This window comes from Mesorhizobium sp. B2-3-2 (assembly GCF_006442295.1).
Lineage (GTDB): Bacteria > Pseudomonadota > Alphaproteobacteria > Rhizobiales > Rhizobiaceae > Mesorhizobium.
This window is the reverse complement of sequence record NZ_VFWA01000010.1, coordinates 144,943-171,177: the sequence shown is the minus strand read 5'-3', so window position 1 is coordinate 171,177 and position 26,235 is coordinate 144,943. Positions and strand designations below refer to the sequence as shown.

General features: G+C 65.1%; 22 protein-coding genes. 13 read left to right on the top strand and 9 right to left on the bottom strand.

Features of this window, described 5'->3' with window-relative positions; all coding sequences use genetic code 11:
- The first annotated feature begins 1 nt into the window (after position 1).
- From FJ964_RS21905 to ugpC, 5 genes are all read left to right on the top strand, one after another.
- Positions 2–661 carry a GntR family transcriptional regulator gene (locus FJ964_RS21905; RefSeq protein WP_140552330.1) on the top strand — a complete coding sequence of 220 codons (660 nt, stop codon included), beginning with the start codon at positions 2–4 and terminating at the stop codon, positions 659–661.
- Positions 662–724: 63 nt separating this feature from the next.
- A complete protein-coding gene (locus FJ964_RS21900; RefSeq protein WP_140552329.1) occupies positions 725–2,062 on the top strand; it encodes a sugar ABC transporter substrate-binding protein in 1,338 nt (445 codons plus the stop codon).
- On the top strand, positions 2,062–3,126 hold the full coding sequence (locus FJ964_RS21895) for a sugar ABC transporter permease (RefSeq protein WP_224713337.1): 1,065 nt from the start codon (positions 2,062–2,064) through the stop codon (positions 3,124–3,126). The genes FJ964_RS21900 and FJ964_RS21895 overlap by 1 nt, the downstream gene beginning before the upstream one ends.
- Positions 3,127–3,948, top strand: a complete 822-nt coding sequence (locus tag FJ964_RS21890; RefSeq protein WP_140552328.1) for a carbohydrate ABC transporter permease — start codon at positions 3,127–3,129, stop codon at positions 3,946–3,948.
- 34 nt (positions 3,949–3,982) lie between these two features.
- Positions 3,983–5,047, top strand: coding sequence for a sn-glycerol-3-phosphate ABC transporter ATP-binding protein UgpC (gene ugpC, locus FJ964_RS21885; RefSeq protein WP_140552327.1), 1,065 nt, complete (start codon positions 3,983–3,985; stop codon positions 5,045–5,047).
- Between the two features lie 63 nt (positions 5,048–5,110).
- Here ugpC and FJ964_RS21880 read toward each other — a convergent pair whose 3' ends face one another.
- The 4 genes from FJ964_RS21880 to FJ964_RS21865 form a co-directional block, all read right to left on the bottom strand.
- Entirely contained in the window at positions 5,111–5,416 is a 306-nt protein-coding gene (locus FJ964_RS21880; RefSeq protein ID WP_140552326.1) for a hypothetical protein, read from the bottom strand.
- A 228-nt stretch (positions 5,417–5,644) separates the two neighbouring features.
- Positions 5,645–6,310 (bottom strand): GntR family transcriptional regulator, encoded by a 666-nt coding sequence (locus tag FJ964_RS21875; protein ID WP_140552325.1) that lies wholly within the window; start codon positions 6,308–6,310, stop codon positions 5,645–5,647.
- Positions 6,311–6,602: 292 nt separating this feature from the next.
- Complete coding sequence (locus FJ964_RS21870) at positions 6,603–7,634, bottom strand: hydroxyacid dehydrogenase (protein ID WP_140552324.1); 1,032 nt, start codon at positions 7,632–7,634, stop codon at positions 6,603–6,605.
- A gap of 318 nt (positions 7,635–7,952) precedes the next feature.
- Entirely contained in the window at positions 7,953–9,455 is a 1,503-nt protein-coding gene (locus FJ964_RS21865; RefSeq protein WP_140552323.1) for a formyl transferase, read from the bottom strand.
- A gap of 274 nt (positions 9,456–9,729) precedes the next feature.
- Between FJ964_RS21865 and FJ964_RS21860 the strand changes: the two genes are divergently transcribed.
- A complete protein-coding gene (locus FJ964_RS21860; RefSeq protein WP_140552322.1) occupies positions 9,730–11,862 on the top strand; it encodes an exopolysaccharide transport family protein in 2,133 nt (710 codons plus the stop codon).
- Position 11,863: 1 nt separating this feature from the next.
- Positions 11,864–13,234 (top strand): VpsF family polysaccharide biosynthesis protein, encoded by a 1,371-nt coding sequence (locus tag FJ964_RS21855; protein ID WP_140552321.1) that lies wholly within the window; start codon positions 11,864–11,866, stop codon positions 13,232–13,234.
- A gap of 107 nt (positions 13,235–13,341) precedes the next feature.
- On the opposite strand, the gene FJ964_RS21850 is transcribed toward FJ964_RS21855, so the two are convergent.
- Positions 13,342–14,232, bottom strand: coding sequence for a LysR family transcriptional regulator (locus FJ964_RS21850; protein WP_140552320.1), 891 nt, complete (start codon positions 14,230–14,232; stop codon positions 13,342–13,344).
- A gap of 103 nt (positions 14,233–14,335) precedes the next feature.
- Between FJ964_RS21850 and FJ964_RS21845 the strand changes: the two genes are divergently transcribed.
- Positions 14,336–15,205, top strand: a complete 870-nt coding sequence (locus FJ964_RS21845; RefSeq protein ID WP_140552319.1) for an NmrA/HSCARG family protein — start codon at positions 14,336–14,338, stop codon at positions 15,203–15,205.
- 21 nt (positions 15,206–15,226) lie between these two features.
- Here the strand turns inward: FJ964_RS21845 and FJ964_RS21840 are convergent, their stop codons facing one another.
- The gene (locus FJ964_RS21840; protein WP_140552318.1) at positions 15,227–16,486 is read right to left on the bottom strand and encodes a cellulase family glycosylhydrolase; all 1,260 of its coding nucleotides are present in this window, start codon (positions 16,484–16,486) and stop codon (positions 15,227–15,229) included.
- Positions 16,483–17,643: a DUF1972 domain-containing protein gene (locus FJ964_RS21835; RefSeq protein ID WP_140552317.1), complete on the bottom strand. Its 1,161-nt coding sequence runs from the start codon at positions 17,641–17,643 to the stop codon at positions 16,483–16,485. Before FJ964_RS21835 ends, FJ964_RS21840 begins: the two co-directional genes overlap by 4 nt.
- A gap of 294 nt (positions 17,644–17,937) precedes the next feature.
- On the opposite strand from FJ964_RS21835, the gene FJ964_RS21830 reads away from it, so the two are divergent.
- From FJ964_RS21830 to FJ964_RS21815, 4 genes are all read left to right on the top strand, one after another.
- On the top strand, positions 17,938–19,107 hold the full coding sequence (locus FJ964_RS21830; protein WP_140552316.1) for a glycosyltransferase family 4 protein: 1,170 nt from the start codon (positions 17,938–17,940) through the stop codon (positions 19,105–19,107).
- Positions 19,104–20,405 (top strand): hypothetical protein, encoded by a 1,302-nt coding sequence (locus tag FJ964_RS21825; RefSeq protein ID WP_181172566.1) that lies wholly within the window; start codon positions 19,104–19,106, stop codon positions 20,403–20,405. The genes FJ964_RS21830 and FJ964_RS21825 overlap by 4 nt, the downstream gene beginning before the upstream one ends.
- Positions 20,406–20,887: 482 nt before the next feature.
- Positions 20,888–22,099, top strand: a complete 1,212-nt coding sequence (locus FJ964_RS21820) for a GNAT family N-acetyltransferase (RefSeq protein WP_140552315.1) — start codon at positions 20,888–20,890, stop codon at positions 22,097–22,099.
- Positions 22,100–22,402: 303 nt separating this feature from the next.
- The gene (locus FJ964_RS21815; RefSeq protein WP_224713336.1) at positions 22,403–22,939 is read left to right on the top strand and encodes a class I SAM-dependent methyltransferase; all 537 of its coding nucleotides are present in this window, start codon (positions 22,403–22,405) and stop codon (positions 22,937–22,939) included.
- 12 nt (positions 22,940–22,951) lie between these two features.
- Here the strand turns inward: FJ964_RS21815 and FJ964_RS31400 are convergent, their stop codons facing one another.
- Together FJ964_RS31400 and FJ964_RS21805 are read right to left on the bottom strand one after the other, a co-directional pair.
- Positions 22,952–23,674 (bottom strand): hypothetical protein, encoded by a 723-nt coding sequence (locus FJ964_RS31400; protein ID WP_224713335.1) that lies wholly within the window; start codon positions 23,672–23,674, stop codon positions 22,952–22,954.
- A gap of 573 nt (positions 23,675–24,247) precedes the next feature.
- Positions 24,248–25,513, bottom strand: coding sequence for an NAD(P)/FAD-dependent oxidoreductase (locus tag FJ964_RS21805; protein WP_140552314.1), 1,266 nt, complete (start codon positions 25,511–25,513; stop codon positions 24,248–24,250).
- Positions 25,514–25,854: 341 nt separating this feature from the next.
- On the opposite strand from FJ964_RS21805, the gene FJ964_RS21800 reads away from it, so the two are divergent.
- A complete protein-coding gene (locus FJ964_RS21800; protein ID WP_140499061.1) occupies positions 25,855–26,079 on the top strand; it encodes a hypothetical protein in 225 nt (74 codons plus the stop codon).
- The last annotated feature ends 156 nt before the right edge of the window (positions 26,080–26,235 follow it).

Genomic DNA, 26,235 nt, shown 5'->3' with positions numbered 1-26,235 from the left:
AATGGCCAATGGCGGCGACCAGACAAATCTGCGGGAGCAGGCCTATGCCAGCTTCACGCGGCATTTGCTGGCCCGCGACCTCAAGCCGGGCCAGTTCGTGTCGCAGCGCGAACTCGTCGCGTTCACCGGCCTGCCGCTCGGCGCCATCCGCGAGATCGTGCCGCGCCTGGAAGCCGAGGGGCTGTTGACGACGATCCCGCAGCGCGGCATGCAGATCGCGCATATCGACATCAGCCTGATCCGCGAGGCCTTCCAGTTCCGCCTGTTCATGGAGCGCGAGGCGGTGGCGCTGTTCACCGTCAGCGCCTCCGACGGCGAACTCGCGCGCTTGCGCCGCGAGCATGAGGACATGCTGGCGCAGGCGCTGGCGCAGACCCCGACGCCGGAGATGGAGGCCAGGGCTCAGACCATCGACTGGGCCATGCACGACACTTTCATCGATGCGCTCGGCAACGAGATCATTGCCAAAGCCTATCTGGTCAATTCGGTGAAGATCCGCCTGATCCACCAGGAACGGTTCCGCATCGACGGCCGCGTGGTGCCGGTGATGCGCGAGCATCTGAGCGTGATCGAAGCCCTCGAAAGCCGCAATCCGCAAAAGGCGGTCGAGGCGATCAGCCAGCATATCGACAATGCGCGCCGGCTGGCGCTCCATATCTGAGGAAGCAGGCCGCGCCGTGCCTATCGCGGTGCAATCGACAACGACAGCAACCGGGAGGAAGAAATGCCGTCCAATCCATTCAACCCAAACAGAAGGCAGCTCCTTGCGGGCGCCGCCATGCTCGCCGGCGCCGGCCTTGCCGGTATCCGCCCGAGCCTTGCCGCCGGCGTCGACTGGAAGCGTTTCGCCGGCACGACGCTCGACGTCAATCTGGTGAAAAGCCCGCGCAGCGACACGCTGATCAAATATCTCGCCGAGTTCGAGGAACTGACGGGCATCAAGGTCAATGCCGAGGCGACGCCCGAGCAGCAGCAGCGCCAGAAGACGGTCATCGAGCTCAGCTCCGGCAAACCCAGCTTCGACGTCGTGCATCTGAGCTACCATGTGCAGAAGCGGCAGTTCGAGAAGGGCGGCTGGCTGGCCGACATATCGGGCTACCTTGCCGACCCGACGCTGACCGATCCGAGCCTGGTCGAAAAGGACTTTGCCGATGCCGGCATGCTGTTCGCCAAGGACGGCGAGGGCGTGCTGCGCTCGCTGCCGTTCTCGGTCGACTACTGGATAATCTACTGGAACAAGGAACTGTTCGAGGCCAAGGGCCTCAAATACCCCGAAACCTTCGATCAGCTCGTCGCGGCCGCGGAGGCGCTGACCGACCCGTCGGCCAATACCTACGGTTTCGTCGCGCGCGGCCTCAAGAACGCCAACACGCCGGTGTGGACCTCGCTGATGCTCGGCTACGACATGACGCCGCTCGACGACAAGGGCAAGCTGCGCACCACCGCGCCCGAAGCGGTGGAGGCGGCCGCCCTCTACCAGCGGCTGATGACCAAATCCGCGCCGCCCGGCGTTACCGGCTTCAACTGGGCCGAAGCGCAATCCGCCTTCCTGCAGGGCAAGATCGGCATGTGGTTCGACGGCGTCGGTTTCGCGCCGCCGATGGAAAATCCGGAGAAGTCGAGGGTGGTCGGCAAGGTCGGCTACGGCGTCATGCCCAAGGGCCCCAAGGCGCATGCCTCGGGTACGTTCGGCGACGGGCTCGGCGTGACCACGGCCAGCGAGAAGAAGGAAGCCGCCTATCTCTTTTGCCAATGGGCGGTGTCGGCCGGCATGGGCGCCCGGCTGCTGCAGGCAGGTGCCGGTGTGCCGTTCCGCAAATCGGTGCTGGAAGACCCCAAGGTGCGCGAGGGCGTGACCATGCCGGCGAGCTGGCTCGACGCCGTGGTCGGCTCCGGCAATGTCAGCCGGCTGGCGCTGCCGGTCATCATCCCGGTCACCGAGTTCCGCGACATCTATGGCGTGGCGCTCAGCAACCTGCTCGCCGGGGCCGACCCGACGGAGGAACTGAAGAAGGCGACGGAGCAGTTCCAGCCGGTCCTGGACAGGAGCGAGCAAGGCTGATGTCCGCAACTGCCCCAGAGCGCGCCGGGGCGACGACGAGTCGCGCCGGGGCGACGACGAGTCGCGCCGGGGCGACGACGAGTCGCGCCGGGGCGACGACGGATCGCGCCGGGGCGACGATCGATCGCACCGGGGTGACGATCGATCGCGCCGGGGTGGCGAAACAGGAAAGCGAAGGGGGCCGGCCCGTCAAGCTGGCTCCCAGCTACTGGCCCTTCGTCGTCCCCGCGCTGGTCGTCGTCGGCGCCGTCATCGTCTTTCCCTGGGCCTTCACGCTGTGGATGAGCGTCAACCGCTGGACGCTCGGCCAGTCGCGAAGCTTCGCGGGGATGGAGAACTATCTGCGACTGGTCGGCGATGGGCGGTTCTGGGAATCGCTCGCGCACACCTTGTCCTACACTTTCCTCTCGGTGGCCGCGCCGATGCTTCTCGGCACCATCGCGGCTCTGATCTTCGATGCCCGGTTCCCGCTGCGCGGCGTGCTGCGCGGCATTTTCGTGATGCCGATGATGGCCACGCCCGTCGCCGTGGCGCTGGTCTGGACGATGATGTTCCATCCGCAACTCGGCGTGCTCAACTACCTTCTGTCGCTGGTCGGCATTCCGGCGCAGGAATGGATTTTCAACGCCAGGACGGTCATCCCCTCGCTGGTCGCAGTCGAGACCTGGCAGTGGACGCCGCTGGTGATGCTGATCGTGCTGGGCGGGCTGGCCTCGGTGCCGCGCGAACCCTTCGAGAGCGCCGAGATCGACGGCGCCAATGCCTGGCAGCAGTTCCGTTACCTGACCCTGCCGATGATCGCGCCGTTCCTGATGATCGCGGTGATCATCCGCACGATCGACGCGCTGAAGAGCTTCGACATCATCTATGCGATGACCCAGGGTGGGCCAGGCACGGCCTCCGAGACCATCAACATCTATCTCTACAACATCGCCTTCTCCTATTACGACGTCGGCTACGGCTCGGCCATGGCGGTGGTGTTCTTCGTTCTTATCGTAGCGCTGTCCTTCGTCCTGCTGATGCTGCGCCAGCGCAGCCGCTGGACCGACGGGGAGGGCAAATAGATGCGTTCGCGACTGCTCAACCGGATCGGCCTGTTCTTCGCCGCCCTGGTCTTCGTCTCGCCGGCGATCCTGTTCTTCCTCTGGATGATCTCGCTGTCCCTGAAATTCGAGATCGACAACGGCGCCTCGCCGCCGGTCTTCATCCCCGAGCATGTGGCCTGGTCGAACTATGCCAAGGTGTTCGAGGAGAACAATTTCCTGCTCTACTTCTGGAACTCGGCGCTGGTGACCGGCACGGCGACGCTCTTGGCGCTGCTGATCGGCGTGCCCGCCGGCTACGGCATAGCGCGGCTCAAGGCCGAACGGTCGGCGGTCGTCATCATGATCGCGCGCATGACGCCGGGGCTGTCCTATCTCATCCCGCTGTTCCTGCTGTTCCAGTGGGCGGGCATATTGGGCACGCTGTGGCCGCAGATCATCATCCATCTCGTGGTCACGGTGCCGATCGTGGTCTGGGTGATGATCGGCTATTTCGAGACCACGCCGATGGAGCTGGAGGAGGCCGCCAGCATGGACGGCGCCTCCTCTTGGCAGGTATTCCGGCTGGTCGCGCTGCCCATCGCCAGGCCGGGCATCGTGGTGGCCTTCATCCTGTCCATCATCTTCTCCTGGAACAATTTCGTCTTCGGCGTGGTGCTGGCCAGCCGAGAGACGCGGACCCTGCCGGTCGCGGTCTACAACATGCTCTCCTACGAGCAGGTGAGTTGGGGGCCGCTGGCCGCCGCCGCACTGGTGGTGACGCTGCCGGTGCTGGTGCTGACCATGTTCGCGCAAAGGCAGATCGTCGCCGGGCTGACCGCCGGCGCGGTCAAGGGCGGCTGACGCCGACGACACTCTTTCCAGGTGAGGACATGAAATGGCAGCGGTGACGATCAACAATGTGCAGAAGGCATTCGGAGCGACCAGGATCATTCATGACGTCAGCGTCGACATCGCCGACGGCGAGTTCGTCATCCTGGTCGGGCCTTCGGGCTGCGGAAAGTCGACGCTGCTGCGCATGATCGCGGGGCTGGAGACGATTTCGAGTGGCAGGATCGCCATCGGCGAGCGGGTCGTCAACGATCTCAGGGCGCGCGATCGCAACATCGCCATGGTGTTCCAGAACTACGCGCTCTACCCGCATATGACGGTGGCCGACAATATGGGCTTCGCGCTCAAGATCAAGAAAGCCGATCCGGCCGATACCGCCGGCCGCGTCAACAGGGCGGCGAGTATCCTCGGCCTGGAAAAGCTGCTCGACCGCTTCCCGCGCCAGCTTTCGGGCGGCCAACGCCAGCGTGTCGCCATGGGGCGCGCCATCGTGCGCGACCCGCAGGTCTTCCTGTTCGACGAGCCGCTCTCCAACCTGGACGCCAAGCTGCGCGTGCAGATGCGCGGCGAGATCAAGGCGCTGCACCAACGGCTGGGCACCACCACCATCTATGTCACGCATGACCAGATCGAGGCGATGACCATGGCCGACAAGATCGTGGTGCTGCATGATGGCCTGGTCGAGCAGGTCGGCGCGCCGCTCGACCTCTACGACCGGCCGGCCAATCTCTTCGTCGCCGGCTTCATCGGGTCGCCCGCCATGAATTTCATTCGCGGCCGCATCGAGGAAGGCATCTTCCGCAGCGCAGGCGGGCTGACCCTGCCGCTGCCGGCGCCGCTTCACCCGGCGCAGATCCCGGGCGGGGAGTTGGTCTACGGCATCCGCCCCGAACACATCCGCGCCGGCAGCGACGGCATCCCTGGCAGCGTCACGTTGCTGGAAGCGACCGGCTCGGAGATATTCGCCAAGGTCGACTGCGGCGGCGAGGAGATAGACTGCCTTTTCCGCGAGCGGCTGGCGCTCAAGCAGGGGCAGCCGGTGCGCATCCAGGTCGACCGCGCCTGCGCGCATCTGTTCGACGCCGAAACCGGCCGGCGCATCGGCGCATGACAACAGCCCCGCAGGCCGGGGCTGTCTCAGGATACGGGCTATAAAAGCCTGCTCGCCGCCGGTCTATTTGCTGCCGCCATTCGCCTTGACGCTGCTGCAGAACTCCGGATGGCTGTTGGCGGCGTTGGCGTCCTTGGCCTCATCCTCGCAGGCCGTCATCATCATCTTCTGGTCTTCCGGAGTGAGCGCTTTCCACACCTTCGCGAACTCGTCACCACTGCGCATCTTCTTCATGCTGGAGTCGGTGTAGAACGGCTGCATCTTGGCCGGATCGTCGAGTGCCGACGTGCCCTTGTTCGCGGCGGCGAGGGCCGAGCCCGCGAGCATCGAAAGTGTCATCGCGCCGACGCAGATCATCTTGATGTTCATGATAGGATCCTTCCCTGTTGCTCTTCGACCGTCGAAGCAACGATCGTCAAAGAAACGGAAGGTTCGGAGGAAAGTTCCGGTTCGCCGTGCCCGCCCACGGCCGGTCTGAAGAAATATATTCTTCCACGCCCGCGAAACTTTCCGCTTTTTTCTTCGTTTGGCTGCATCGTTAGATTTGCAGCGACCGGACTCGCTCATCCGCTGCCGCTGCCTTCTGTCGGCCCGGTTTCAGCCGGCGTCGCCGCTCTCGATCTCCTGGAGATAGAACGCCTTGCTGGGCTGCAAATGGTCGACGCAGAGCTGCGCCAGCACCCAATTGTCCCGGCGCTTGAGCGCCTCGATCATCATTGCGTGGTGCTGGCGCGAGATGTCGAGCTTTTCCCTGTCGGCCAGCGAATTGGCCCGCACCGGCAGGCTGAGGCGCATGTAGTGCTCGATCGAGGCCACCAGATAGGCATTGCCGCAGGCCGAGAACATGGTGAGATGGAAACGGTCATTGGCCTCGTGGATGCCGCGCAGATAGCCGCTCTCGACATGGCCGTTATAGATGCGGAGGATCTGCGTCAGCTCTTCGATCAGCGCGTCGCTCGCGGGAAGGCGGATCATCAGCGCCGCCTGGCGCTGCAGCATCTCGCGCACCTCGTAGATCTGCCGCACCTCGTCGGGCGACAGCCGCCGCACCATGGCGCCCTTGTTGCGCTCGCGCGTGACGACGCCTAGCCTTTCGAGCTGATAGAGCGCCTGTCGGATGGTATGGCGCGACACCGGGAAGCGGGCGAGCAGCACGTCCTCGACAAGGCGCGCGCCGGGCGCCAGCCTGCCGAAGATGATGTCTTCCTCCAGCGCGTGGACGATATCGGCTTCCTTGCCGCCATAATCGATCGTGTTGAGCATCGCGCTCCGTCGCGTTTTCGACAGCCTCATGGCAAGGGCCGCTCTTGCCGCCTTGCCATGGCGAAAAAAGAAAACCGGACCGCTTGGCCGGCCGGACCGATTGGCCCTGGGCCCGCCGGCTGCGCCGTTACCGCCGACGCCCCCTGCCGTTTGCCGAGCCTCAGCTTTTCACAGGCGTTGCGCGTCGATTTCTCCCCGATGGGCCGGTCGAGGGTCGTCGCTGGCCATGCTTTTGTCAAGCGACGCGAAGGCGATGCGAAGGCCCGCCGATTTGCGCGGACCCAGCCACCCGTCAATTCCTGTCCACCGGCTTGGAGCGCATGCGCGAGACCGTTTCGCGCTCGGCGCGCTTGGAACGCAGCGGCGGCAGGCCGCGATCGATCAGGTCCATGTCCTCCAGCACCATGTCGCCCATGCGCTTGAAGGCGATATCGAGCGCGCCGGCGCGGTGAGCCGAGCGCAGGAAGCCGGGTAAGGCGCGCACCGGGTGATCCCGCGCCAGCGGTTCTTCGGGGAAGACGTCGCTGGCGGCGAGGATATGGCCGCTCTTCACCGCCGCCATCAAAGCGATGAAGTCGACCACGCCGGCGCGGCTGAGCAGGATGAAGGCCGCGCCTTTGCGCATCCTGGCAAAGGCGTCGGCGCCGAGGAAGCCCTGGTTCTCGCTGGTCACCGAGGCGACGACGAAGACGAAGTCGCTGGCGGACAGCACCTCGTCCATCGAGGACGGCTCGACGCCATTGTCGATCAGGATCGACGGCGGCAGCCAGGGATCGAAGACTTTTGTCCTGGTGCGGAAACCCGACAGCAGCCGGTTCAGCGCGCGGCCGAGATCGCCGAAGCCGATGATGCCGACATCGGCGCCTGACAACAGCCGCGCCGTCCGGTTGCCGTCGCCGCCCCACAATTCCTCGCCCTTGCGGAAGGCAAGGTCGGCATCGACGATGCCGCGGGCGAGGTTGAGCGCCATGGCAAGGCCGAGCTCGGCCACCGGCTCGGCGAAGACCAGGCCCGTTGTGACGACATGGATGCCGCGCGCGAACAGCGTCTCATAGGGCATATTGTCGATGAGGTTGCTCTCGACATTGAAGACGCAGCGCAGCGCCTTCATCTTCTCCAGCGTCTCGGCCGCGATCGGCGGCTGGCCGACGATGTAGCGGGCCTCGGCCAGCACATCGGCCGGCAGTTTCGCCACGCCGTCCGGCGTCGTCTCGACGATGCGATATTTCGCCTTGAAGCGCGCCAGCTGCGGCGGCGTGAAGATGAGGTCGAGCGTGCGCGGTTCGGGCGCGCTGATGACCAGCGGCAAGGCGCTGTCGGACATGGCGAATTCCTCCCGGCGCGATCGTTTTGGCGCCCTTCTGGATGCAATCTATCCCGGATTAAACGACTTACAACATGCATACAGAGGAGGAGATCTCGCGGCAAGAAAGGCGGGATTGCGGCTAGGGCGAGGGCGGTTCTTCCACAAGGGCCCAAAAAGGGGAAAGGGAATGCGCTTCTGGCGCCGCAACCAACCTTCGCGCCATACGTTGATCCATGCCGGACCGATTCCGGCTTACTCCAGAGCCTCACCCCGCCGGCCTTGACTGGCGGGGGCTTTTGCCGGAGGGGCCGTATCGAGCTTATGCGCAGGCCGTCGTCAGCGCCTGCCGTTCCTTTGCTTCCAGCGCGGTGCAATCGCGGAACCGTCGATGAATTCAAGGCCGCCCGCCTCGTTGAGCGTGTGCAGCTTGCGTCCGCTCCATAGCGCGCCGGGCGTCAAGATGGTCTCGACAACCTGGCTCATGCCGTCCAAATCGAGGTGAACAATGCGTGCGATGCCGAGCGCTGCGCCATAACTCCTGCGGCAGTCCTGCACGGGGCGCAGCAATTGGCCGTCGCGTTCGACCATGCGGCCCGCCGGCCGCGCCGAGGCGATGTCGATCAGCACGGGGTTCTTGGGGTGCGGCGTCCACGGCCCGCGAAAGTCCGGCGCCGACCACAGATGCAGCGCATCGGAAAACGCGCCGCCGCCGTCCCTGACGGTGGCGAACAGCCACCATCGTCCACCATGCTCGACCAGGGTGGCGTCGCTGGCGATGATATCTGAGAGCAGCGTCGCTTCCTTGACCCAGCCACCAGGGAAGGCGGTGGCGCGGTAGAGGTCGACCGTGCGGTTGGCGCAGCTCTCCGGCACCATCCAGACTTCGCCGTCGCGCTCGAAGACGAACGGATAGGACAGGTGGTAGGGCAGGTCGAGCACCGGTTCCGGGCGGCCAATCGGCCCCGACGGGCCGAACGGCACGGCGGAAATGATGGCCCGGCCCAGACGGTGGATATAGTCCTCGACGAACAGGGTCACCTTGCCCTGATAGAGGATCGGGAACGGGTCGGCATAGAAGCGGCTGCCGTCGTCGGGCAGCACCTGCCAGCCCGTTGCCGGATGGGCGCGCAGGTCGAGCAGATCCTGCCCCTGCGTTTGCCGCCAGCCGACCTTCCAGTGCGGGGCGTTGTAGCAGAGATGGTAGATCTTCTGGACGACGCGCCGCGCCAGCGCCTTGCCGGCCCTGATGCCAAGCTTGGCGGCGGACGGCATGGCGGGCGCGGCGTTGCCGTGCGCCGGCTCCGGCAGGACGGGGAGAGAGTGCCGCGCCGCGCCCGTCATTGCCGCCAGGATCAGGCTCGCGGTGCGCGCCAGCATGTCCTGGAACGAGGCAAGCGCGATGCCGCCATATTCGGTGCCCAGGCGACCTTCGGCGATGTTCGTGCCGTTTTCCGCGATGCGGGCAGTCGGCGTGCGCCCATCGAGGATTGGTGCCAGCAGGGCTGCTTCGCCGGCGGCGCCGTCATAGGTCACGCGCCAGACGCGTGTTCCTTCGCGCTGCACGTCGCCGCAGAGGTCGATCACCAGATCGAGCGCCGCCGGCGGCGCCCGATAGGGCGCGAGCGCCGAAAGCGGCAGGCGTTTGGCCAGCCCGTTCGCGGGCAGACCATGGATGGCCGTCTCCAGCTGAAACAGCGCCGCGGCGCTGATTGGTATGGCGCCGTCGGCCGGCCTGAGATCGACGAACACCTCGACATGCGTCAGCGCCGCGAGACGCTCCAGCAGCGTCAGGTGAAAGGCACGCGGGAATTCGCTGTCCAGGCGCAGGCTCACCTGCATGTCGCATCCTCATCGTTGTGATGTTTGATATTGGGCCGGTGTTCGATCTTGGACGCGGGAAAGGGCCGGACTGGTGACGCATTGCCCCATTGCATGTCGTTTCCCCGCTGCCCGCGCCGTGTCAACACCCCCCGTGCCACTCCTAGGCAAACTCCGTGCCAAAAATCACAAGAGCTCTCAATATAATTAACAGTGTTTTAACAGTTGGAAGCATAGCTAAGACAAAGCCGCAATTTGATCTTTGCAGGCGCATGGAGTGTTGTCGGAGCGACCCTTGCAATCATCCCTGCTCTCGTTGCCGCAACAATACGCTCCGGAGGCGATGCAATACGCGCCCGAGGCGGTTCCGACGGCGCCGTCCTACCCGGCCTCGACCGTCGAGCTGGGCGACCTGAGGCGCATATTGGTGCGCCGCCGTTTCCTCATCTTTGCCATCACCGCGCTGCTGACCATCGGCGCATTGCTCTATGGGCTTTTGACGCCGGCGCTCTACAGCTCGGCGGCGGAAATCATCATCGATCCGCAAGACCTGCAGGTGGTCAGCAACGACGTCAATCCGAGCCAGGTGCCGCCCGACGGCGGCATAACGCGTGTGGAAAGCCAGGTCAGCGTCGTCCAGTCGACGGGGGTGCTGCTCAGGGCCATCAAGGCGACCAACCTGACCGAGGATCCTGAATTCAACGGGCAGGGCATGCTGGGACGCTTACTCGGCGGATTGCTGGGTTCGGGGTCGGGCGAGGCCGACAAGGCGGCCAAGACGCTCGATGCGCTGCGTGCACGCCTGGCGGTGCGGCGAGCGGACAAGGTGCTGGTCATCGAGGTGATCATCACCACCAAGAATGCCGAGAAGTCGGCGATGCTGGCCAATGCGATCGCGCAGGCCTATCTGGCCGATCAGGCGAGCTCACGCGCGCGGATGGCCAAGGACGCTTCGGATGCCATCGCCGCGCGGCTGGATGAGCAGCGCAAGCGCGTCCAGCAGGCCGAGAATGCCGTCGAGGCCTACAGGTCCGCCAATAACATGGTGATGGCGGCAGGCAATCTGGTCAGCGACCAGGAACTGACCGAGCTCAATACGCAGCTTTCGGCGGCGCAAAGCCGCACCGCGGCCCTGAAGGCGCAGGTCGACCAGTTGCGCAGGTCGGGCGGTGCGCCGGACGCGACCTCGGAAGCGATGCGCTCCTCGGTGATTTCGAGCCTCAGGGCGCAGGAGGCGACGCTTGTCGACAAGGTATCGCAGTTCGGCACGGAACTTGGGCCACGCCATCCCTCGATGATCGCGGCGCAGCAGCAGCTGCGTGACACGCGTGCGCTGATCGCGCGAGAGCTCGGCCGCATCGGGGCGGCTGCCGAGACCGACTACGAGCGGGCGCTGGCCAACCAGCAGGCGCTGGAGGCCAAGGTCGCCGGCATGAAGGCCAAGTCGCTCGATACGGACCAGGCTTCGGTCAGGCTACGCGAGTTGCAGCGCGATCTCGAGGCCGTCCGCTCCGTCTATGCCAACTATCTGCAGCGTGTGCAGGAGACGCGCGAGCAGATCAATGTCGACAGCACTAATGCGCGGATCATCTCCAGCGCCATGCCGGCCCTGAAGAAGAGCTGGCCGCCGCTGTCGCTGCTTGTCCTGGGCGCACTCTTCGGCGGCCTGGGGCTCGGCACCGGCCTGGCGCTGATCGCGGAATATTCCTCGCCCACGGTGCTTTCCAGCGCGCAGATGCAATCGGCCATCGACGCGCCGGTGCTTGGCGTGGTGCCGGCAAAATCGGGCAACGCCCGTCGCTGGTGGCCTTTCGGCGGCACGGCCGCCGCGGCGAGCCAGAAGACGGACGCGGTTGTGGGGCTCGCGCTGAGGCGCATGTTCTCGTCGGGCCGGCGTCCGCCGGACTGGCCGCTGGTGCCGTCCATACTGGTGACGTCGCCGCCCGAGGACGCCGCGCATCGCGGCAGGGTGGCGCGCTTGCTGGCCAATGCCGCGGCCGCCCGGGGCGGCCGTATCCTGTTCATCGATACCAATGCCGGCGGCGGCCAGAAAGATCAGCAGCCGGGCGTGCTCGACGTGCTGCGCGGCGAATACGGCATCGAGGCGTTGAGCCAGTATACGCCCGGCAGCAATGTCGCGCTTTTGGGCAGGGGCCGGTCAAAGGCCGTCTTCCAGGAAGCGCAGGGCGTCTATTTTGCCCAGCAGATGTTGGCCCAGGCGGGCCGCAACTTCGAACTCGTCGTCATCGATGGCGGCGCGCTGGCCGACAATCTCAATGCCTCGCCGCTGGTAGCGATGGCCGACGAAATCCTGCTCGTCGCCACGCTGAACTCGACGCCGATGCGCGAAGTCGCGGCGGCCTCGCAGGCCATTTCCGTCATGGGGCGGTTGCCGACCGGCGCCTTGCTGGTCGACGAGGCGGCCTGACATGGCCGCAGTCCGGCCCGCCAGCCCGGCAGCCGGCTGGGCCGCGCCGGGTCAAGCCGCCGCCGCGTCCCGCGCCGGCGGTTCCGTCGACTGGGTGACCCGCTTCGGCCTGGTGGTCACGGTGGCGGTGCTGTTTGCCGTTTCCGGCGGCATGCTATGGCTGGTGGGCTACAATTACGACGGCCTGCTTGGCAGTCCGGCCACCAAGATCCATCCGTCGACCTATCTCCTGGTGATGGTGTTTGCCTGGCGTTCATGCACGTTCGGCAATCCGGTCGGCTATATGGCTGCCGTTGCCGACCGGCGGCCGGCCAGCGCGCTGATGGCGGTCATCTCGATCGTGCTCCTGGTGGTGGTCGTCGTCAGGCATCGCCCGGGCATGGCGGGCATGGTCGATACGTTCGTGGCGGCGGCGCTGCTGGTGCTGATGCTGGCCGAGGACGACGAACGGACCTTCGCGCGGCTCCAGACGGTCGTTCACGCGGTGATGTCGGCGAATGCGCTGCTGGCGCTGTTCGAGTTCGCGACCAAGACGCTGGTGTTTCCCTATAGGCTCGACGGCGAGGTGTTCACCGACCTGCGCTCGACTGCGCTTCAGGGCCATCCGCTGGCCAATGCCACGATCACCGCGGTCTATGTGCTGGCGCTGCTCTCCGGCTCACGGTCGCTGTCGATGCCGCTGCGGCTTGCGCTGATCGGCCTGCAAACCGCGGCGCTGGTCGCCTTCGGCGGACGCTCGGCGATGGTGACGACGCTCGTGCTCGGCGGCATCTATCTGCTTTTCAGCGGCGTGGCCTATCTGCGGCATGGACGCGTCAGCCTGCTGGGCGCGGCCCTTGCGGTCCTGCTCGCCACGCTGCTGCCGGTGGCGGTCGCCCTTCTCTTTTCCTACGGCTTCTTCGACGCGCTGCTGGAACGCTTCGTGTCCGACAGCGGCAGCGCCAATGCCCGCGTCGAAATGTTCGACCTCTTCAAGAATCTGGGGCTGGGCGACCTGATCGTGGGGCCTGATATCGATCTGATCGAAAGCATGCGCCGCATCAACGGCCTGGAACAAGGCATCGAGAACCCGATCATACGCATGGTGCTCTATCAAGGCGCCTTCTTTACCCTGCTTATGCTGTTCGGCTTCGTGCTGTTCATGCATGAGGTGGCACGCCGCTGCCATCCCGGCATCTGGCTGCCCATGCTGGGTTGGCTGATCCTGCTCAACACCTCCGAGACCCTGGCCTCCAAGACGACGCTATTGACCAAATTCGTGGTGCTGGCGCTGGTGCTCTACCGGCCGGCGCGGGCGGTGGCGCGGCAAAAGGCGCAGCCAGTGCGCGCAATTGGAGACGACCAGCGAAGAGCGCAGCCTCTCCGCCGTTAGCGGCTGATCCCCTTGGTTTCGCCAAGACGGCCGGCATGTGACATGGGGCTCGGCCAGGACGCCGGAAAGCGCTTAAGGCTTTCCACGCCCGAAAGCGGGTACGGTCGTCACCTGCCAATATAGGCGGCCAGTTCGTCGGGCGTCCCGTTTGGGAAGGCCTGTTTTAGAAAGTCCATGAACGCCGACACTCGCGCGCTGAGCAGCCGTCGAGAGGGGTAGAGCGTCCATAGTGCGACCTCGGGGCCGTCGATGTCCCCCCAACTTACCAGTGTGCCGTCAGCCAGGTCGTGGCTCACCAATGAAATGGGAAGACGTGCCGCACCGACGCCGGCCCGCACCGCGTCCCGGACCATGATGAGTGTGGACAAAGCGAGGACCGGCTCGATCCTGATCGTTGACCGGCCACCTTGTGTCTTCACGTGCCATGTTTGCCGATCGCCTGCCCCGCGCGCAACGCCAGGAGCGGCCAGTCCGCCGGTCGGGCGAGGAAGGTCGGGTCTCGCCACGACGACCAGACGGTCGCGGACAAACGCCCGTCCGACCAGGCTTTCATCGGGATCCGGATTGACCCGGATTACCAGGTCGTAGCCTTCCTCGATCATGTCCACGGGCCGGTCCTCGGTCGTGACCTCCAGCCTCACCTCAGGATATTTGAGGGCGAACCCCGCAGCGATCCTCCCCATTGCGGTCTGCGAAAAATGCAAAGGCGCGCTGATCCGCAGTCTCCCCCTCGGCCTCTGACCGCCCGAGGCAATGGCCGAAGCCGTCTCGTCCAGTTCGGCGAGCAACGCTCCCGTCCGCTCGAAGAGCGCCCGTCCTTCTTCGGTGAGCTTCAGGTTACGCGCACCCCGTTCAAACAGGCGCAGGTCAAGGCTGCTTTCCAGTTCTCCAACGCGCCGGGACAAGGTTGCCTTGGGCCGGCCGGTGGCCCTTGCCGCTTTGCCGAAGCCGCCATGACGGGCGACGAGATTGAAATCGGCGAGGGCAAGAAGGTCCATGGGTGTTCCACCAGTGAGACGACGTGTCTAAAATTTCCGCCTGTTGGACAATTAGTGAGCCACACACATTGGAGGTGTCAAGCAATCCAACAGGAGAAATTTCATGACCATTCTCGTTACCGGGGCCACGGGCAACATTGGCCGCCAAGTCGTCGAACAGCTCGTCAAGCGCGACGCCGATGTACGTGCTCTCGTCCGCGATCCGTCGAAAGCCAACTTCCCGGCAGGCGTCTCCGTCGTGCAAGGCGACTTTCTCGATGTCGATTCCCTGCGCAAAGCCATGTCTGGCGTCTCCACTCTGTTCCTCTTGAACGCCGTGGTACCGGACGAATTCACGCAAGCTTTGATCGCGCTCAACGTCGCCCGATCTGCCGGCATCGAGCGGATCGTCTATTTGTCGGTGATCCACGCTGACGTCTACGTGAACGTGCCCCATTTCGCGGGCAAGTTCGGCGTCGAGCGCATGATCGAGCAGATGGACTTCAAGGCTACGATCTTGCGCCCGGCCTACTTCATTCAGAACGATCTGATGATCAAAGACGTCATCACCGGCTACGGCACCTACCCAATGCCGATCGGCGCCAAGGGCCTCGCCATGATCGACGTGCGTGATATCGCCGAGATCGCCGCCCTTGAGCTGCTGCGCCGCGAACAGTCCGCGGAGCCGCTTGCGCTCGACCGGATCAACCTCGTCGGCCCAGAGACGCTGACCGGGACGGATATTGCCGCAATCTGGTCGGACGTGCTCGCCCGCCCGATCAACTACGGCGGCGACAATGCCGAAGGCTTCGAGCAAAATCTCAGGCAGTTCTTGCCCGCCTGGATGGCCTACGACATGCGCCTGATGGGCGAGCGCTTCTTCACCGACGGGATGCTGCCTGCGGCCGGCGACGTCGAGCGCCTGACTGAGTTGCTCGGACGCCCACTGCACCCATATCGCGACTTCGCCGCGGAAATCGCTGCGTCCGCCTGACAGGCTATCGGGATGCGCTGTCTAGCCCGGCATCGTCAGACCAAGCGCCTCCACTATGTCGGGGTCCAGCGCGCGCGTTGTGTCGTCCATCATGCCCATGCCGTCGAAGAGGGCCCAGAAGGCCCAGGCAAAGCCGAACGACTCGGCGCTTTGCCTGACGTCGGCGATGTAGCGGGCGCGGTCGGGATTGGGCGCGGCGACATAGCGGGCGTCGGTGCGCAGTGCGCCGAACTCGCCCATGACAATGCGTTCGGGCGCGATGTCATGGCTATCGGCCCAATCGCGCGCCTGGCTAAGATATTTGTCGATGAACCAGCGGTCGGGCCGGGCGTCAAAATAGACCTTCAGCACGCGCTCGGTTTCCGTGTAGGCGGCTTTCTTGTCCGCTTCGGAGGTTTCGGTGTCCTCAGCCATGCGTGCCCGCACCGAAGCCAGCGTCGCCTCGAGCGACCCGGCCGAGGCGGGCCACGGCACGTTGTTGAGCGAGCGGTAGACGGGTTCGTCCATCCAGGGCGCGCCCTGGTGGCTGAACAGATAGGGCTCGTAGAAATGGAAGGTGAACAGGATCGGTTCGAAGGGCGAGAGCGGCGCCGGATCGAGCGCGGTCAGCCCGCTCACCATAGAGCCGCAGCCACCGGTCACGATCAGCGGCAGGGTAGCGGACGATGCCCTGGCTTCGGTCAGGAGCGCGAGCTGGACCTGCGACCAGACGTTGGACTCGCAGGATTGCTGCGGCTCGTTCACCGGCTCCAGCGCGACCTTGCCCGATGGAAACCGCCCCAGCCGGCCGGCAAGCTCGCCGATCAGCGTTCGATAGAGATCGAAGGCGGGCGCGGCGGTGCTGGAGACCATGCGGTCCGGATTCCAATAGTGGGCGGCGCTATTGGCCTGCACGTTGACGATGATGCCGAGGTCGGCGTCGAGGGCGGCGGTGACGGCCCGATCGAGCATCACCAGCAAACGGCCGCGCGTGCCGGCATCGCCGGCCAGGAACGGGCCGGGATCGACCGGCAGGCGGATGAAATCGAGACCCGTCGCGCGCAGCCGGCGCAGATCGGCCGCCGTCGGGACCGGCCGCTGCTGGAATGGAGGCCAGTCGTAGTCGGTACGGGGTGCGGGGAATTCACGCGTCAGCGAGAACCAGGGGAAGGCGTTGACGCCGCGCCGGAAGCGCCATTCGCCGGTGGCGGCCAGGCTGGACGACACGGGAGGAAGCGGCGCGAACAACGCCGCCGTGGACAGCGCCGCTCCGAGAAGCCGCCGGCGCGACCACGTCGTCATGCGTGCGAAGGATGGTCGACCGGGACGGCCTCGCCGGCGACGACGCCGAGCAGCCGGAAGGCTTCATTCTCATAGGCCAGCAGCACGTCTTCCCAGCGGAAGGCTTCGCGGGCGCGCGTCCTGGCGGCCTCACCGCAACTCTCGACCAGGGCGTTGTCTTCGATGGCCCGATCGATCCGGCCGGCGCAAGTGCCGGTATCGGTGAAATAGAGGGCGGCGGCGCCCGCGGTCCACCTGTTGTAGGGATTGTCGTGGGCGATCACCATGTTGCCGGCAGCCAGCGCCTCGACCAATGACGGGTTGGTGCCGCCGACAGTGTGGCCATGCATATAGGCGCGCGCGTGATAGCGCAGGGCCTTCACTGTCGCCTGGTCATAGATGGCCCCGGGCAGAACCACCGAGCCGTTCGCGGCCTTGCGAATGGCGGCGTGATAGGGGATTTCATCCGAGAGCGTTCCAAGCACCACCAGCTTCATGTCGCGCTTTTTGCTGCAAAAGGCTTCGACGATCGGCAGGATATTGTTATCGGGCTCGATGCGCGCGATCGAGATCAGGTACTTTCCAGGTTCGAGCCCGAGCGCCCTGACCGGTGCCTCCGGCGCCGTCGTCACGGGATCGCCGCCATAGGGGATGGTGACGATCGCGCTGCGCGGCCGGCGTGTCGCCAGATGATCGGCGATGACAGGATGATCGGCGACGAGGCGATGCGAGGTCCAGGCGCCGATCCATTCGTTGAGCCAGAACCAGCTTCGCGCCGCCAGGCCCCATTTGGGGCGGCGCCATTCGATGCCGTCCATATTGGTCATGATCTTGCGCCGCATCAGCCTGAGCCAAGTCAGGAAAAGCGCGCCATTGTAACCCAGGACGAGGCACACGCCGGGCCGCCGCACGGCGTCGCGCACGCATTGCCAGTCGAATTCCAGCGTCGCGCGCGGACCTTTCGAGGCGACCTGGATGTGGATGAGTTCGATGCCGCGCCAGGTTTCGCTGCGCACCCTTTGCTCGACCCGCTCGACTTCGTCCTGGCAGTAGACGCCGACCCTCCAGCCGCGTCCGGCGAGGAAAAGCGCCAGCTTTTCGGCGAAGGTTTCAAAACCGCCATGAGCCGCGGGTATGCCGCGCGTTCCCAGGATCAGGATGGAGGGCTTTGATGTCATGGCCGACGGGACTTTCCGGAATGTTCATTGCACCAGAACCCACCCTGCAACTTCCAGCCGGGCAAGAGTGGGAGCAACTGTCGCAGAACGTCGTAAAAAATTCTTACCAAACGCCGGGGTTGTTTCATTATCGGTCAACTTTCCGGGCGTATCCGTACCGAAACGAGGCGTTGCGGGGATTCCTCGGCCAAACGGCCTGGGAAAGCGGACCGGGCATGATCCTTGCTCCTGGGCTTCGGCAGCCATCTGCCTCGCGCGATGCAGGATGGGGTGTGAACCTGGCGGGATATTAAGATGCGGATTTCCTGCGTTCATCAGGGCTACGAACTCTATGGCTCCGACCGAAGCTTCGCGGAGAGCGTCGCAGCCCTGCGCGCCGCCTTTCCGTCCGCCGACATCGAAGTCGTGCTGCCGCGCAGCGGGCCGATCGTGCAGATCCTCGAACCGCATGCCAGCCGGATCGTCTTCGAGCCGCTCTGGGTGTTGCGGCGCCAAGCCATCCTGCGCCTCGCGACCGTCGAGATGGCGCGCCTGCCGCTGGCCCTGTGGCGGGCATGGCGACGTCTGAGGCAATGCGACCTGGTCTATGTCAACACCTCGATCGTGGCCGACTATGCGCTGGCCGCCCGCCTGCTGCCTCACAAGGCTGTCCTGCATATCCACGAGATCCCCGAAGGTTTCATGCGCACGATCCTGGTCGCTTTGATGCGCTGGAGCCATGCCGATCTGATCTTCAATTCACGCGCCACGCGCGCCGCCTTCGGCATTGCCGGCCGTTCACGCACGCATGTGGTCTATAATGGCGTTGCCGGCCCGCCGGCGGCCGAGCCGATGCGCTATGACGGCAGCCGGCCGTTGCGGGTGCTGCTGCTCGGCCGCATCAACAGGATCAAGGGCCAGGAAGTGCTGCTCGAGGCGGTCGCCTCGATGCCGCCGGAATTGCGCTCGCGCATCGACGTGCGGCTGGTGGGTGGCGCTTTCGAAAGCACCGAGCGCGAACTGGCCTTGGCCGAGCTGGTGAACACCATGGGATTGGCCGATCGCGTCAGCGTGCTGCCGTTCATACCGGACCCCTCGCAACACTACCGCTGGGCCGACATCGTCACCGTTCCGTCGCGGCGCCCGGAATCGCTGGGCCGCGTCGCAATCGAGGCGATGGCCTATGGCCGGCCGCCACTGGTATCGGCGATCGGCGGGCTGGTCGAGGTGGTCAGCGACGGGGAGACCGGCTGGCATGTTCCGCCTAACAACGCCGCCGCCCTTGCCGCGAAATTGCAAGAGATCATCCTGCGGCCCGAGGCCTGGCGCGGTTTTGTTGCCGCCGGCCGCGCGCGCTACGAGACCGTCTTCAGCGAACCGGTCGCAGTTGCGGCGATCGCCGCGATCGCCGCCGACAAACTGAAAGTGACGATAGCGAGGCCGGGCAGGCCGGCAACCGCCCGCGAGGCGGAGACCCGGCCGTGAAATTCCCGGTCCATCTGGTGCGGCGCCTCGTGCTGATGATCGGCGGCGAGGCGATGCAGAGCGGCTTTCACTTTGCCCTCAACATCGCGCTGCTGCACATATTGTCGGCGCAAGGTTACGGTCTCTTCGCCATCGGCATGGTGATGGGCGGCGTCGGCCTGTCGTACATCCGATCGCTCACCGCCGTCCCCGCCTCGATATGGATGGGCAAGAGCACCAACAGCGCCGGCGTCGATGCCCATGACGTGGCCTTCGGGACCGCGGCGCTGGTGGTGTCGCTGCTGATGGCGGTCGGCACGGCGATCCTGATGCATCTGCTGGGCGATCCGAGCGGCATCGCCGCCGGCTGCTTCGTCGGCGCATGGTCGCTGCGCAGCCACATGCGCACGGCATTGTTCGCTCGGCGCCAGCAGGTGATCGTCTCCATCAGCGACGCCGCTTTCACGATCACCGGCACAATCCTGACCGGACTGACCATGTGGTTGGCGAAGGACGCGCTGCAAACCGTGTTCTATGCGCTTGCGGCAGCAAATCTGCTCGGCATCGTCGTCCTGGTTCGGCTGGCGCGCCGCACACCTCGCATCAGCTTCCGCATGCCGACGCGCCGCCGCTATACAAGGCTTTGGCCGCAGCTGCGCTGGTCGGCGTTCAGCGCGACCACCACAAACATCCAGGGTCAATGCCTGGCCCTGCTGGTCGCGGGCATTGCCGGACCCGCCGCTTACGCACCGCTGGCGGCGGTCCTCGTGCTGTTTGCCCCACTGCGCATCGTCAGCCTTGCTCTCTTCAACATGACGCAGCCGGAGTTGGCGAAGCTGATGCGCAACAACGAAACAAGCCGTGTCTGGGCGCAAGCGAAGATCTGGTCGCTGGTCATGGGGATCGGTGGCCTCGTCTATGGATGTGCCATCCTATTCGTCCTGCCGATGATAAAATCCCAGGCCCTCCAGGATGCCTCGGTCGGATTCATCGGACTTTTCGTGATCGCGAATTTCATCCCGGTCATGCTTTATGTCATGCCTCGCATCATCCTTGAAATCCTCGGCGATTTCCGGACCGTCGCGTTCATCACGACTGGTGGCGCAATCGTCGGGCTGGCGCTGATCGCAATCCTGCTGGCAATCGCGCCTCCGCCGTGGTCGCTGTTGGGTTCCGCGGTTTCCGAAATCTTCGTCCTTGCCGCATCATGGTATTTCGCGCGTCACCGCATATGGAACATCGAGCACCCGGACCAGCAGCGCGACAGCTGGTTGGGCGGGTGGCGGCGGTCGGTCCCGTTCGCCCCGGTAAAACGGTAGCAGAGACCGGTGGCAGGCGAGGCAGTGAAAGTGTAACGAACGCGCTGCCCGAGGAGGCCTGCCGTTTGTCGTCGGCGTGGTCTCCACGATGACCCAACATGGCACGACTGATCGGTGCAATTTCTGATTGTTCATCAACGCACCGTTCATGCTTTGATGCTAGCGGTCGACCTGAGCGCAAGTGCCCAACGTCTCACCGGGTCCCATGGCAGGTCGACGAGCTGGGCACGCGGGCAAAGGTTCGACTATTTCGGCCGTCGGCCGATAGGCGAAAGCAACGAACATAATGGGCGCCAAAGGTCTGGTCCTGACCGAACTTTGCCGTGGTTTACGATGCGGGGGTATCGCAAGCGCTGCCATTAGTCCGCAACCGTGGCTTTCGTGCGCTCCAACGCACGGCTGCCCGAGGCGGTCCTGAGTTGGCGGGATTTACACTGCTTGCGTGGACGATGTTTATGGCCGGCCGGGAGGACAGGAGAAGCATGTGGCAAGCCACGGGAACGGCTCCCAACACGGATCTATCCGACGGGTTATTGTCCCCGACTGCCGCCAGCGCCGGTACAGCCGCGCTCTTCAAAGCCCGGCTGCACACCAGCCTCGACGCTTTAAAGCCGCTCTGGCTGCGATTTCAGGCCGATGGCGTGTGCACCGCGCATCAGCATTATGCTTGGGTCGAGGGGATCGCCAAACGGCTGATGCCCAAAGGTGCGGAACTGCTTGTCGTCGAGGTCAACGATGCCGCCACGGGCGCGCCGGTCATGCTTTTGCCGCTGATGCGGCGCCGGGCGCTGGGCCACTCCGTGATCGAATGGCTGAGCTGCGGCGTCTGCGATTATTCGGCACCGCTGCTGGCGGATGACCGGGCGTGGACCAGGCAAGGCGCCGACGCCGCATGGGCGGCAGTCCGCGCCGTGCTGCCACCGGCGGATCGCATCCATATCTCGGGAATCCCGCAACAGATCCAACGAGTCGCCAATCCTCTAGCGCTGCTTTCGGCGGCGCACGATTCCCTCCAGATCACCTCCGGCCTAATCCTGCACGGCGAACCGGAAACGCTTATCAAGCGCATCTGCAGGCCCTCCTTCGCCAAGAACTTTCACAAGCATTGCCGCCGCCTCGAAAAGCGCGGCGGCCTGAGCCTGGTCGAGGCCGACACGCCGGCGCTGACGGAAACGCTCTTTGACACGCTCCTTGAACTGCGACTGAAGCGGTTTCGCGAGCTCGGCCGTTTCGACCTTTTGACGCAGGAGCCCGTCGTCGACTTCTACCGAGATGCCGCGCTGCATGGCCGTTCCGACGGCTCGGTGCGCATCTTCGGATTGCGCGGAGGGGAAGCCTGGCTCGCCGTCATCTATGTATTGGTCAGGAAAGGCACGCTCCATACCCTGTTGCTCGGGATCGACCAGAATGCCGTTGCCCCGCCGGGACTGACGACATTTGGCAAGCTGATGATGTGGGGGCGCGGGCATGGGTTCGACTATTTCGACCTTTCGGTCGGCAGTCAGGGTTATAAGGAGCATATCGGCGCCACCAGTTCGGTCCTGGCCGAACTGTGCCAGTCGATGACACTGCGGGGATGGGGCGCCACCGCCTATATTTCGCTGCGCTGCCGGATAGAGCTTTTCATTCGCTCCAAACCGCGGCTGCTCAAGGCCGGCCAAGGCCTGGTGCGCGGCCTGCGCCGCTTGCGCTGACAGGCAGCCGAGCTGATCCGCAATGAACCGTGAAACGCACAGCATCGATTTGCAGGACAGATCGAGGGGACGCATCGCGAGGGCGCTGCGGTTCGTCCGGCAGCAAGGAATCCTCGAACCGTTCCGGCTCGTGCGACGGCATGGACTCGGCGAAAGCGGCCGCTTCGTCGCACGCAACATCCGCCATCTCGTTGCCGACCGGCTGGCGCGCCAGTGGGATCGCGACAATGGCGTTGACACGGCGGGTTCGATCGGGCTCGACGCGCTCGATGTCGTCGGACCGCACCGGGACCAGGGCAATGAATGCGTCTGCACGTCGCCCAGATCCTTCGCCTTCATCATGGACAGGCTGACGGACGATCTCGCAGACTACACCTTCATCGATATCGGTCGGGCAAGTCGCGCACGCTCCTGTTGGCGTCGCACTACCCGTTCGCCGCGATTGTCGGTGTGGAGTTCGCGCGGGAGCTCGTCGCAATCGCCCGGCGCAACATCGAGCGATACAAGAGCCCGGCCCAGAAATGCCGCGAGATTGCGGTCATCGAAGCGGATGCCGCGACGTATGAGTTCCCGCCGACGCCGCTGCTGGTCTATTTCTACAATCCCTTTTCCAGGGATGTGTTCGAAATCGTGCTGGGCAATCTCATGTCGTCGCTGGAACGGCACAAGCGGCCCTGCCTCGTCGTTTACGGCAGTTCGAGCCACAGGGCCATCGGCTGGGCGAAGCCCGCCATCCGCGCTGCCGGGTCTTTCCAGCAACGCGTGACGCCGCCCATGCCGCGTTTTCTCGACGCGGTGCGGACCATCGATTACGCGATCTTCGACTACCGGCCATCATAAAGAGCGATTTTGTCAGCGCCGGCGGCCGGACGGGTTCAGCAGCCGTTTCGTCAGCACCCGCCATGCCGTCAGCGGCAGTTCGATCAGCCCCGGCAGCAGATCGTTTGAGGCGAACGCCGCCCAGGATCGAACCGTCGCGAAGGAGTTGAGATAGGCCGCGATGCCGAGGCTACCGCGCCACATCAGCGTCACGGACGAAACAGCGTCGCGGGCCAGATACATCCATGCCGTTCTCGGGCGAGCGGTGGCGGCTGCGGCGGCCCGGCCGTTCACTGTCTCCCACAGCATCGCTCCCAGGTCGACGCCGGCGGGCGCGCAAAGTCCGAACCAGGACCAGGGGCGCGGATTGACGTCGAGAAGCTTGAGCGTGCCGTCGCGACAATCGTGCTTGAATTCGACCTCGACCAGGCCGCTATGGCCGATCGACGACAGCAATATGCGCGCGGCGGCGACGGCGCGGGGCTCGTCGACGATCTCGACGAAGGTGCTGGTATAGCCGAAGTCGACCGGATATTGCCGCGAGCGGCGCGCCGTGAACTCCGCGATCGGCTTGCCCTCGTTCCAGAGCGCGGCGTAAGAAAATTGGCTTTCTCCCCCGCCCGGCACGCGCTCCTGCACGACGACGTTTTGGCCGCCGATCTGTTCGGCCGCGTCGCGATAGGCGGCGAGAAACGAGGCCCTGTCGTCGGCCTGGACGACCTTGGCCCTGGCGATGCGGGTGTTGCCGCCACCCATGTGAGGCTTGAGAACGACCGGAAAAAACCATGTCCAGGGACGAGGCCTGCGCCATGGATGCGATGTCATAGGTCCTTGGAATGGACAGCCGCAACTCGGTTGCCCGCCTGTAGAGGAACGGCTTGTCGCAGACCCACTGCAACACATCCCAGGAGGGCAGCACGATCCTGTAGAGCGCCGACAGGGCGGCGAGGTTTTCCGAGACCAGGCGAACCTCTGGATCGGCGGCCGGGATCAGGAGGCATCCCTCCAGACGGTGTTTACGCGCCGCTTCCAGCAGAAACGGCAGCGCCCGCTCATCGTTCGGGCCGGGCCAGCGGATGGTGGCTCCGACAAATCGCGACCAGCCCGGCAGCGGCGAATCATTGGTAATGTAGGTGAGGGGCACTTTTTGGGCGCCGAGGCTGCGCGCCAGGGCAAGCGTGCCGTGCGCGCCACCAAGAAACACTGCGCCTGACGGTGCCAAGCCTCCACCCTCACATGTTGTCCGGCACGGCCGGTTGCCCAGCTCTTCCGCTTTGAGAGGCGAGAGCCCCGCCCGATCGCGCTGATACATGGCGCGGCCGGCGACGCTCAACGGGGCTTCGTGCCGGCGGGAGCCGAGGCTTCGCCCAGTCTCAAAGTAGAGCGCCGTGCGTTCTGGCCCTTGTGTCTCGCGGCGCGTATGAAACGGGTGACGGCCCGCGCCGCATACGGGGTGGCGGCGGTGAAACGCATCAACGGGCCAAAACTCGCGACCGCGCTGGCGCCGACGAAATGCAGCCCGGGAATGTTCGATTCCAGTCCCGCGGAAAGGATCGGCGATCCGTCGTGGCAGGCGATTGCGTCGAGGAAGTCGGGGGCGAAGAGCCCAAGCTTGCTGATATCTATGCGGTAGCCGGTCGCGAGCAGGACGTGATCGTAAGCGGTCGAGCCGTTCTCGAACCGCAAGTCTATTCCGGAGTTGCTGGCGGAGGCGCCGACGATCACGCGGCCGGCCTTGACCTTGATGCCGCCGAAGTCCGGCAGCAGCCAGCCCGACGCGCCGGCCCTGAGGCCACGCGCATTGACCCAGCGTAGCGCCGCCGCCGGCAAGCCATGCACGAGACCCGGCGCCTCGATCAGCCATGACAACGGGAAGGGACCGACGCGCGAGGGCGACGCCAGGAGTTCCTCGGCGGCGCCTAGCACATTGCGGCCCCGCCTGCTGGACGGCGCGCCCAGCCAATGGATGTCGCCCCGGCAGACGAGTTCGACGTCGGCTCCCGCCTTTCTCAGTAGGACGGCGGATTCGCAGGCGCTTTGTCCGCGTCCGACGACGGCGACATGCTTGCCGGCAAAGGCTTCGAATCCGGTGTGCGCGCTGGTGTGGCTGACCAATTCGGAAGGCAGGCCACTGAAGGCGGCGGGCACCAGTTCCTGGTTCTTCAGGCCCATGGCGACGATGACGCGCCCGGCGCGAACCGCATCGCCGTCGGCAAGGATCAGCCGGAATCCCGCATTGGTCCGTTCGACACGGCTCACCATGCGCGTGTCGAGATCCGGAATCGCCTGAGCCTGAACCCACATTCCATAGTCGACGAAATCTTGCCGCAGCAATGGCTCGCGCAATTGGACGCGCTGGCCGCTGGCGTAGGAATCGAGGGACAGCGGGCCGTTCGGGTTGCCGATAAAGGTTGCGCGCCAGGGCGAGCGAAGCCGCATGCCCCGCGGCATGTTTTCGCGCCAAAAGCCCATCGGGCTGCCAAAGGCAAGCACGTCTACACCAGCTGCCCTGAGCGCCGTGGCGACGCCAAGTCCGAAAGGTCCGGCGCCGACAACAGCCACTTCACAGTCATTGCTTCGCACGGAAGCGGTCATGAACCTTGTTCTCCTGGATGGCCGCGCCATCCCCGCGCCGCTCTGACGCATCGGCGCCGCGGCCGGAGCTCGCCCTATTCCTAGGCGCGCCGAGGTTAACAATGCGGAAAGCAGAAGCGCCGCGCCGCCTCGGCGCGTATGCCAAACAGGGTCTCATATTGTTCCAGCCCGCAGGTTCGCCGACCTAACCGATCCGATGCCGTCGGCTATGCTTGCGTCTTGCAGGGAGCCGCCGCGGCGAGGAAATTGACACCTGCGCCGCTCTCCGCCATCCTTGGGGCCAGTCGCCGGACCGCGAAGAGCGGTCGAGTTCCGTGTCAGGGCGACCGAGGGCGAAGCGCATGTCCAGTGCCGTGAACAGCCAGAACTCCAAGCGCGCCGCGGTGCGCAAGGCGCTCGACCGCCACAAGGTCTACATCACCGCGCAGAGTTTTTCAGGCGGCACCTATAGAGCGCGCGTGCTGGTCGATGGCGAGGCCTACTGGGTCGACGAATTCCGCTTGAGCCAGCTGCGGCAGGGCCTGTCGCCCGCGGAGCTCGAACTGACGCCGGCTGCCGACGATTGAGTGTGGTGAAAGATCGCGAGTGGTGCAAAGGTAGCGCCCTACGGCGCCCCCCTCTGTCCTGCCGGACATCTCCCCCACTTGGGGGGAGATCAGCTCTCATCGTGGCTTTCGCCAATTGTCTGCATTGCAGGACTGAATGGGGAGCTGAAACTGCCG

Coding starts and splice junctions, on each gene's coding strand:
- FJ964_RS21905 (WP_140552330.1), top strand. CDS start 2: ATGGCCAATGGCGGCGACCAGACAAATCTGCGGGAGCAGGCCTATGCC.
- FJ964_RS21900 (WP_140552329.1), top strand. CDS start 725: ATGCCGTCCAATCCATTCAACCCAAACAGAAGGCAGCTCCTTGCGGGC.
- FJ964_RS21895 (WP_224713337.1), top strand. CDS start 2,062: ATGTCCGCAACTGCCCCAGAGCGCGCCGGGGCGACGACGAGTCGCGCC.
- FJ964_RS21890 (WP_140552328.1), top strand. CDS start 3,127: ATGCGTTCGCGACTGCTCAACCGGATCGGCCTGTTCTTCGCCGCCCTG.
- ugpC (WP_140552327.1), top strand. CDS start 3,983: ATGGCAGCGGTGACGATCAACAATGTGCAGAAGGCATTCGGAGCGACC.
- FJ964_RS21880 (WP_140552326.1), bottom strand. CDS start 5,416: ATGAACATCAAGATGATCTGCGTCGGCGCGATGACACTTTCGATGCTC.
- FJ964_RS21875 (WP_140552325.1), bottom strand. CDS start 6,310: ATGCTCAACACGATCGATTATGGCGGCAAGGAAGCCGATATCGTCCAC.
- FJ964_RS21870 (WP_140552324.1), bottom strand. CDS start 7,634: ATGTCCGACAGCGCCTTGCCGCTGGTCATCAGCGCGCCCGAACCGCGC.
- FJ964_RS21865 (WP_140552323.1), bottom strand. CDS start 9,455: ATGCAGGTGAGCCTGCGCCTGGACAGCGAATTCCCGCGTGCCTTTCAC.
- FJ964_RS21855 (WP_140552321.1), top strand. CDS start 11,864: ATGGCCGCAGTCCGGCCCGCCAGCCCGGCAGCCGGCTGGGCCGCGCCG.
- FJ964_RS21850 (WP_140552320.1), bottom strand. CDS start 14,232: ATGGACCTTCTTGCCCTCGCCGATTTCAATCTCGTCGCCCGTCATGGC.
- FJ964_RS21845 (WP_140552319.1), top strand. CDS start 14,336: ATGACCATTCTCGTTACCGGGGCCACGGGCAACATTGGCCGCCAAGTC.
- FJ964_RS21840 (WP_140552318.1), bottom strand. CDS start 16,486: ATGACGACGTGGTCGCGCCGGCGGCTTCTCGGAGCGGCGCTGTCCACG.
- FJ964_RS21835 (WP_140552317.1), bottom strand. CDS start 17,643: ATGACATCAAAGCCCTCCATCCTGATCCTGGGAACGCGCGGCATACCC.
- FJ964_RS21830 (WP_140552316.1), top strand. CDS start 17,938: ATGCGGATTTCCTGCGTTCATCAGGGCTACGAACTCTATGGCTCCGAC.
- FJ964_RS21820 (WP_140552315.1), top strand. CDS start 20,888: ATGTGGCAAGCCACGGGAACGGCTCCCAACACGGATCTATCCGACGGG.
- FJ964_RS21815 (WP_224713336.1), top strand. CDS start 22,403: ATGCGTCTGCACGTCGCCCAGATCCTTCGCCTTCATCATGGACAGGCT.
- FJ964_RS31400 (WP_224713335.1), bottom strand. CDS start 23,674: ATGGGTGGCGGCAACACCCGCATCGCCAGGGCCAAGGTCGTCCAGGCC.
- FJ964_RS21805 (WP_140552314.1), bottom strand. CDS start 25,513: ATGACCGCTTCCGTGCGAAGCAATGACTGTGAAGTGGCTGTTGTCGGC.
- FJ964_RS21800 (WP_140499061.1), top strand. CDS start 25,855: ATGTCCAGTGCCGTGAACAGCCAGAACTCCAAGCGCGCCGCGGTGCGC.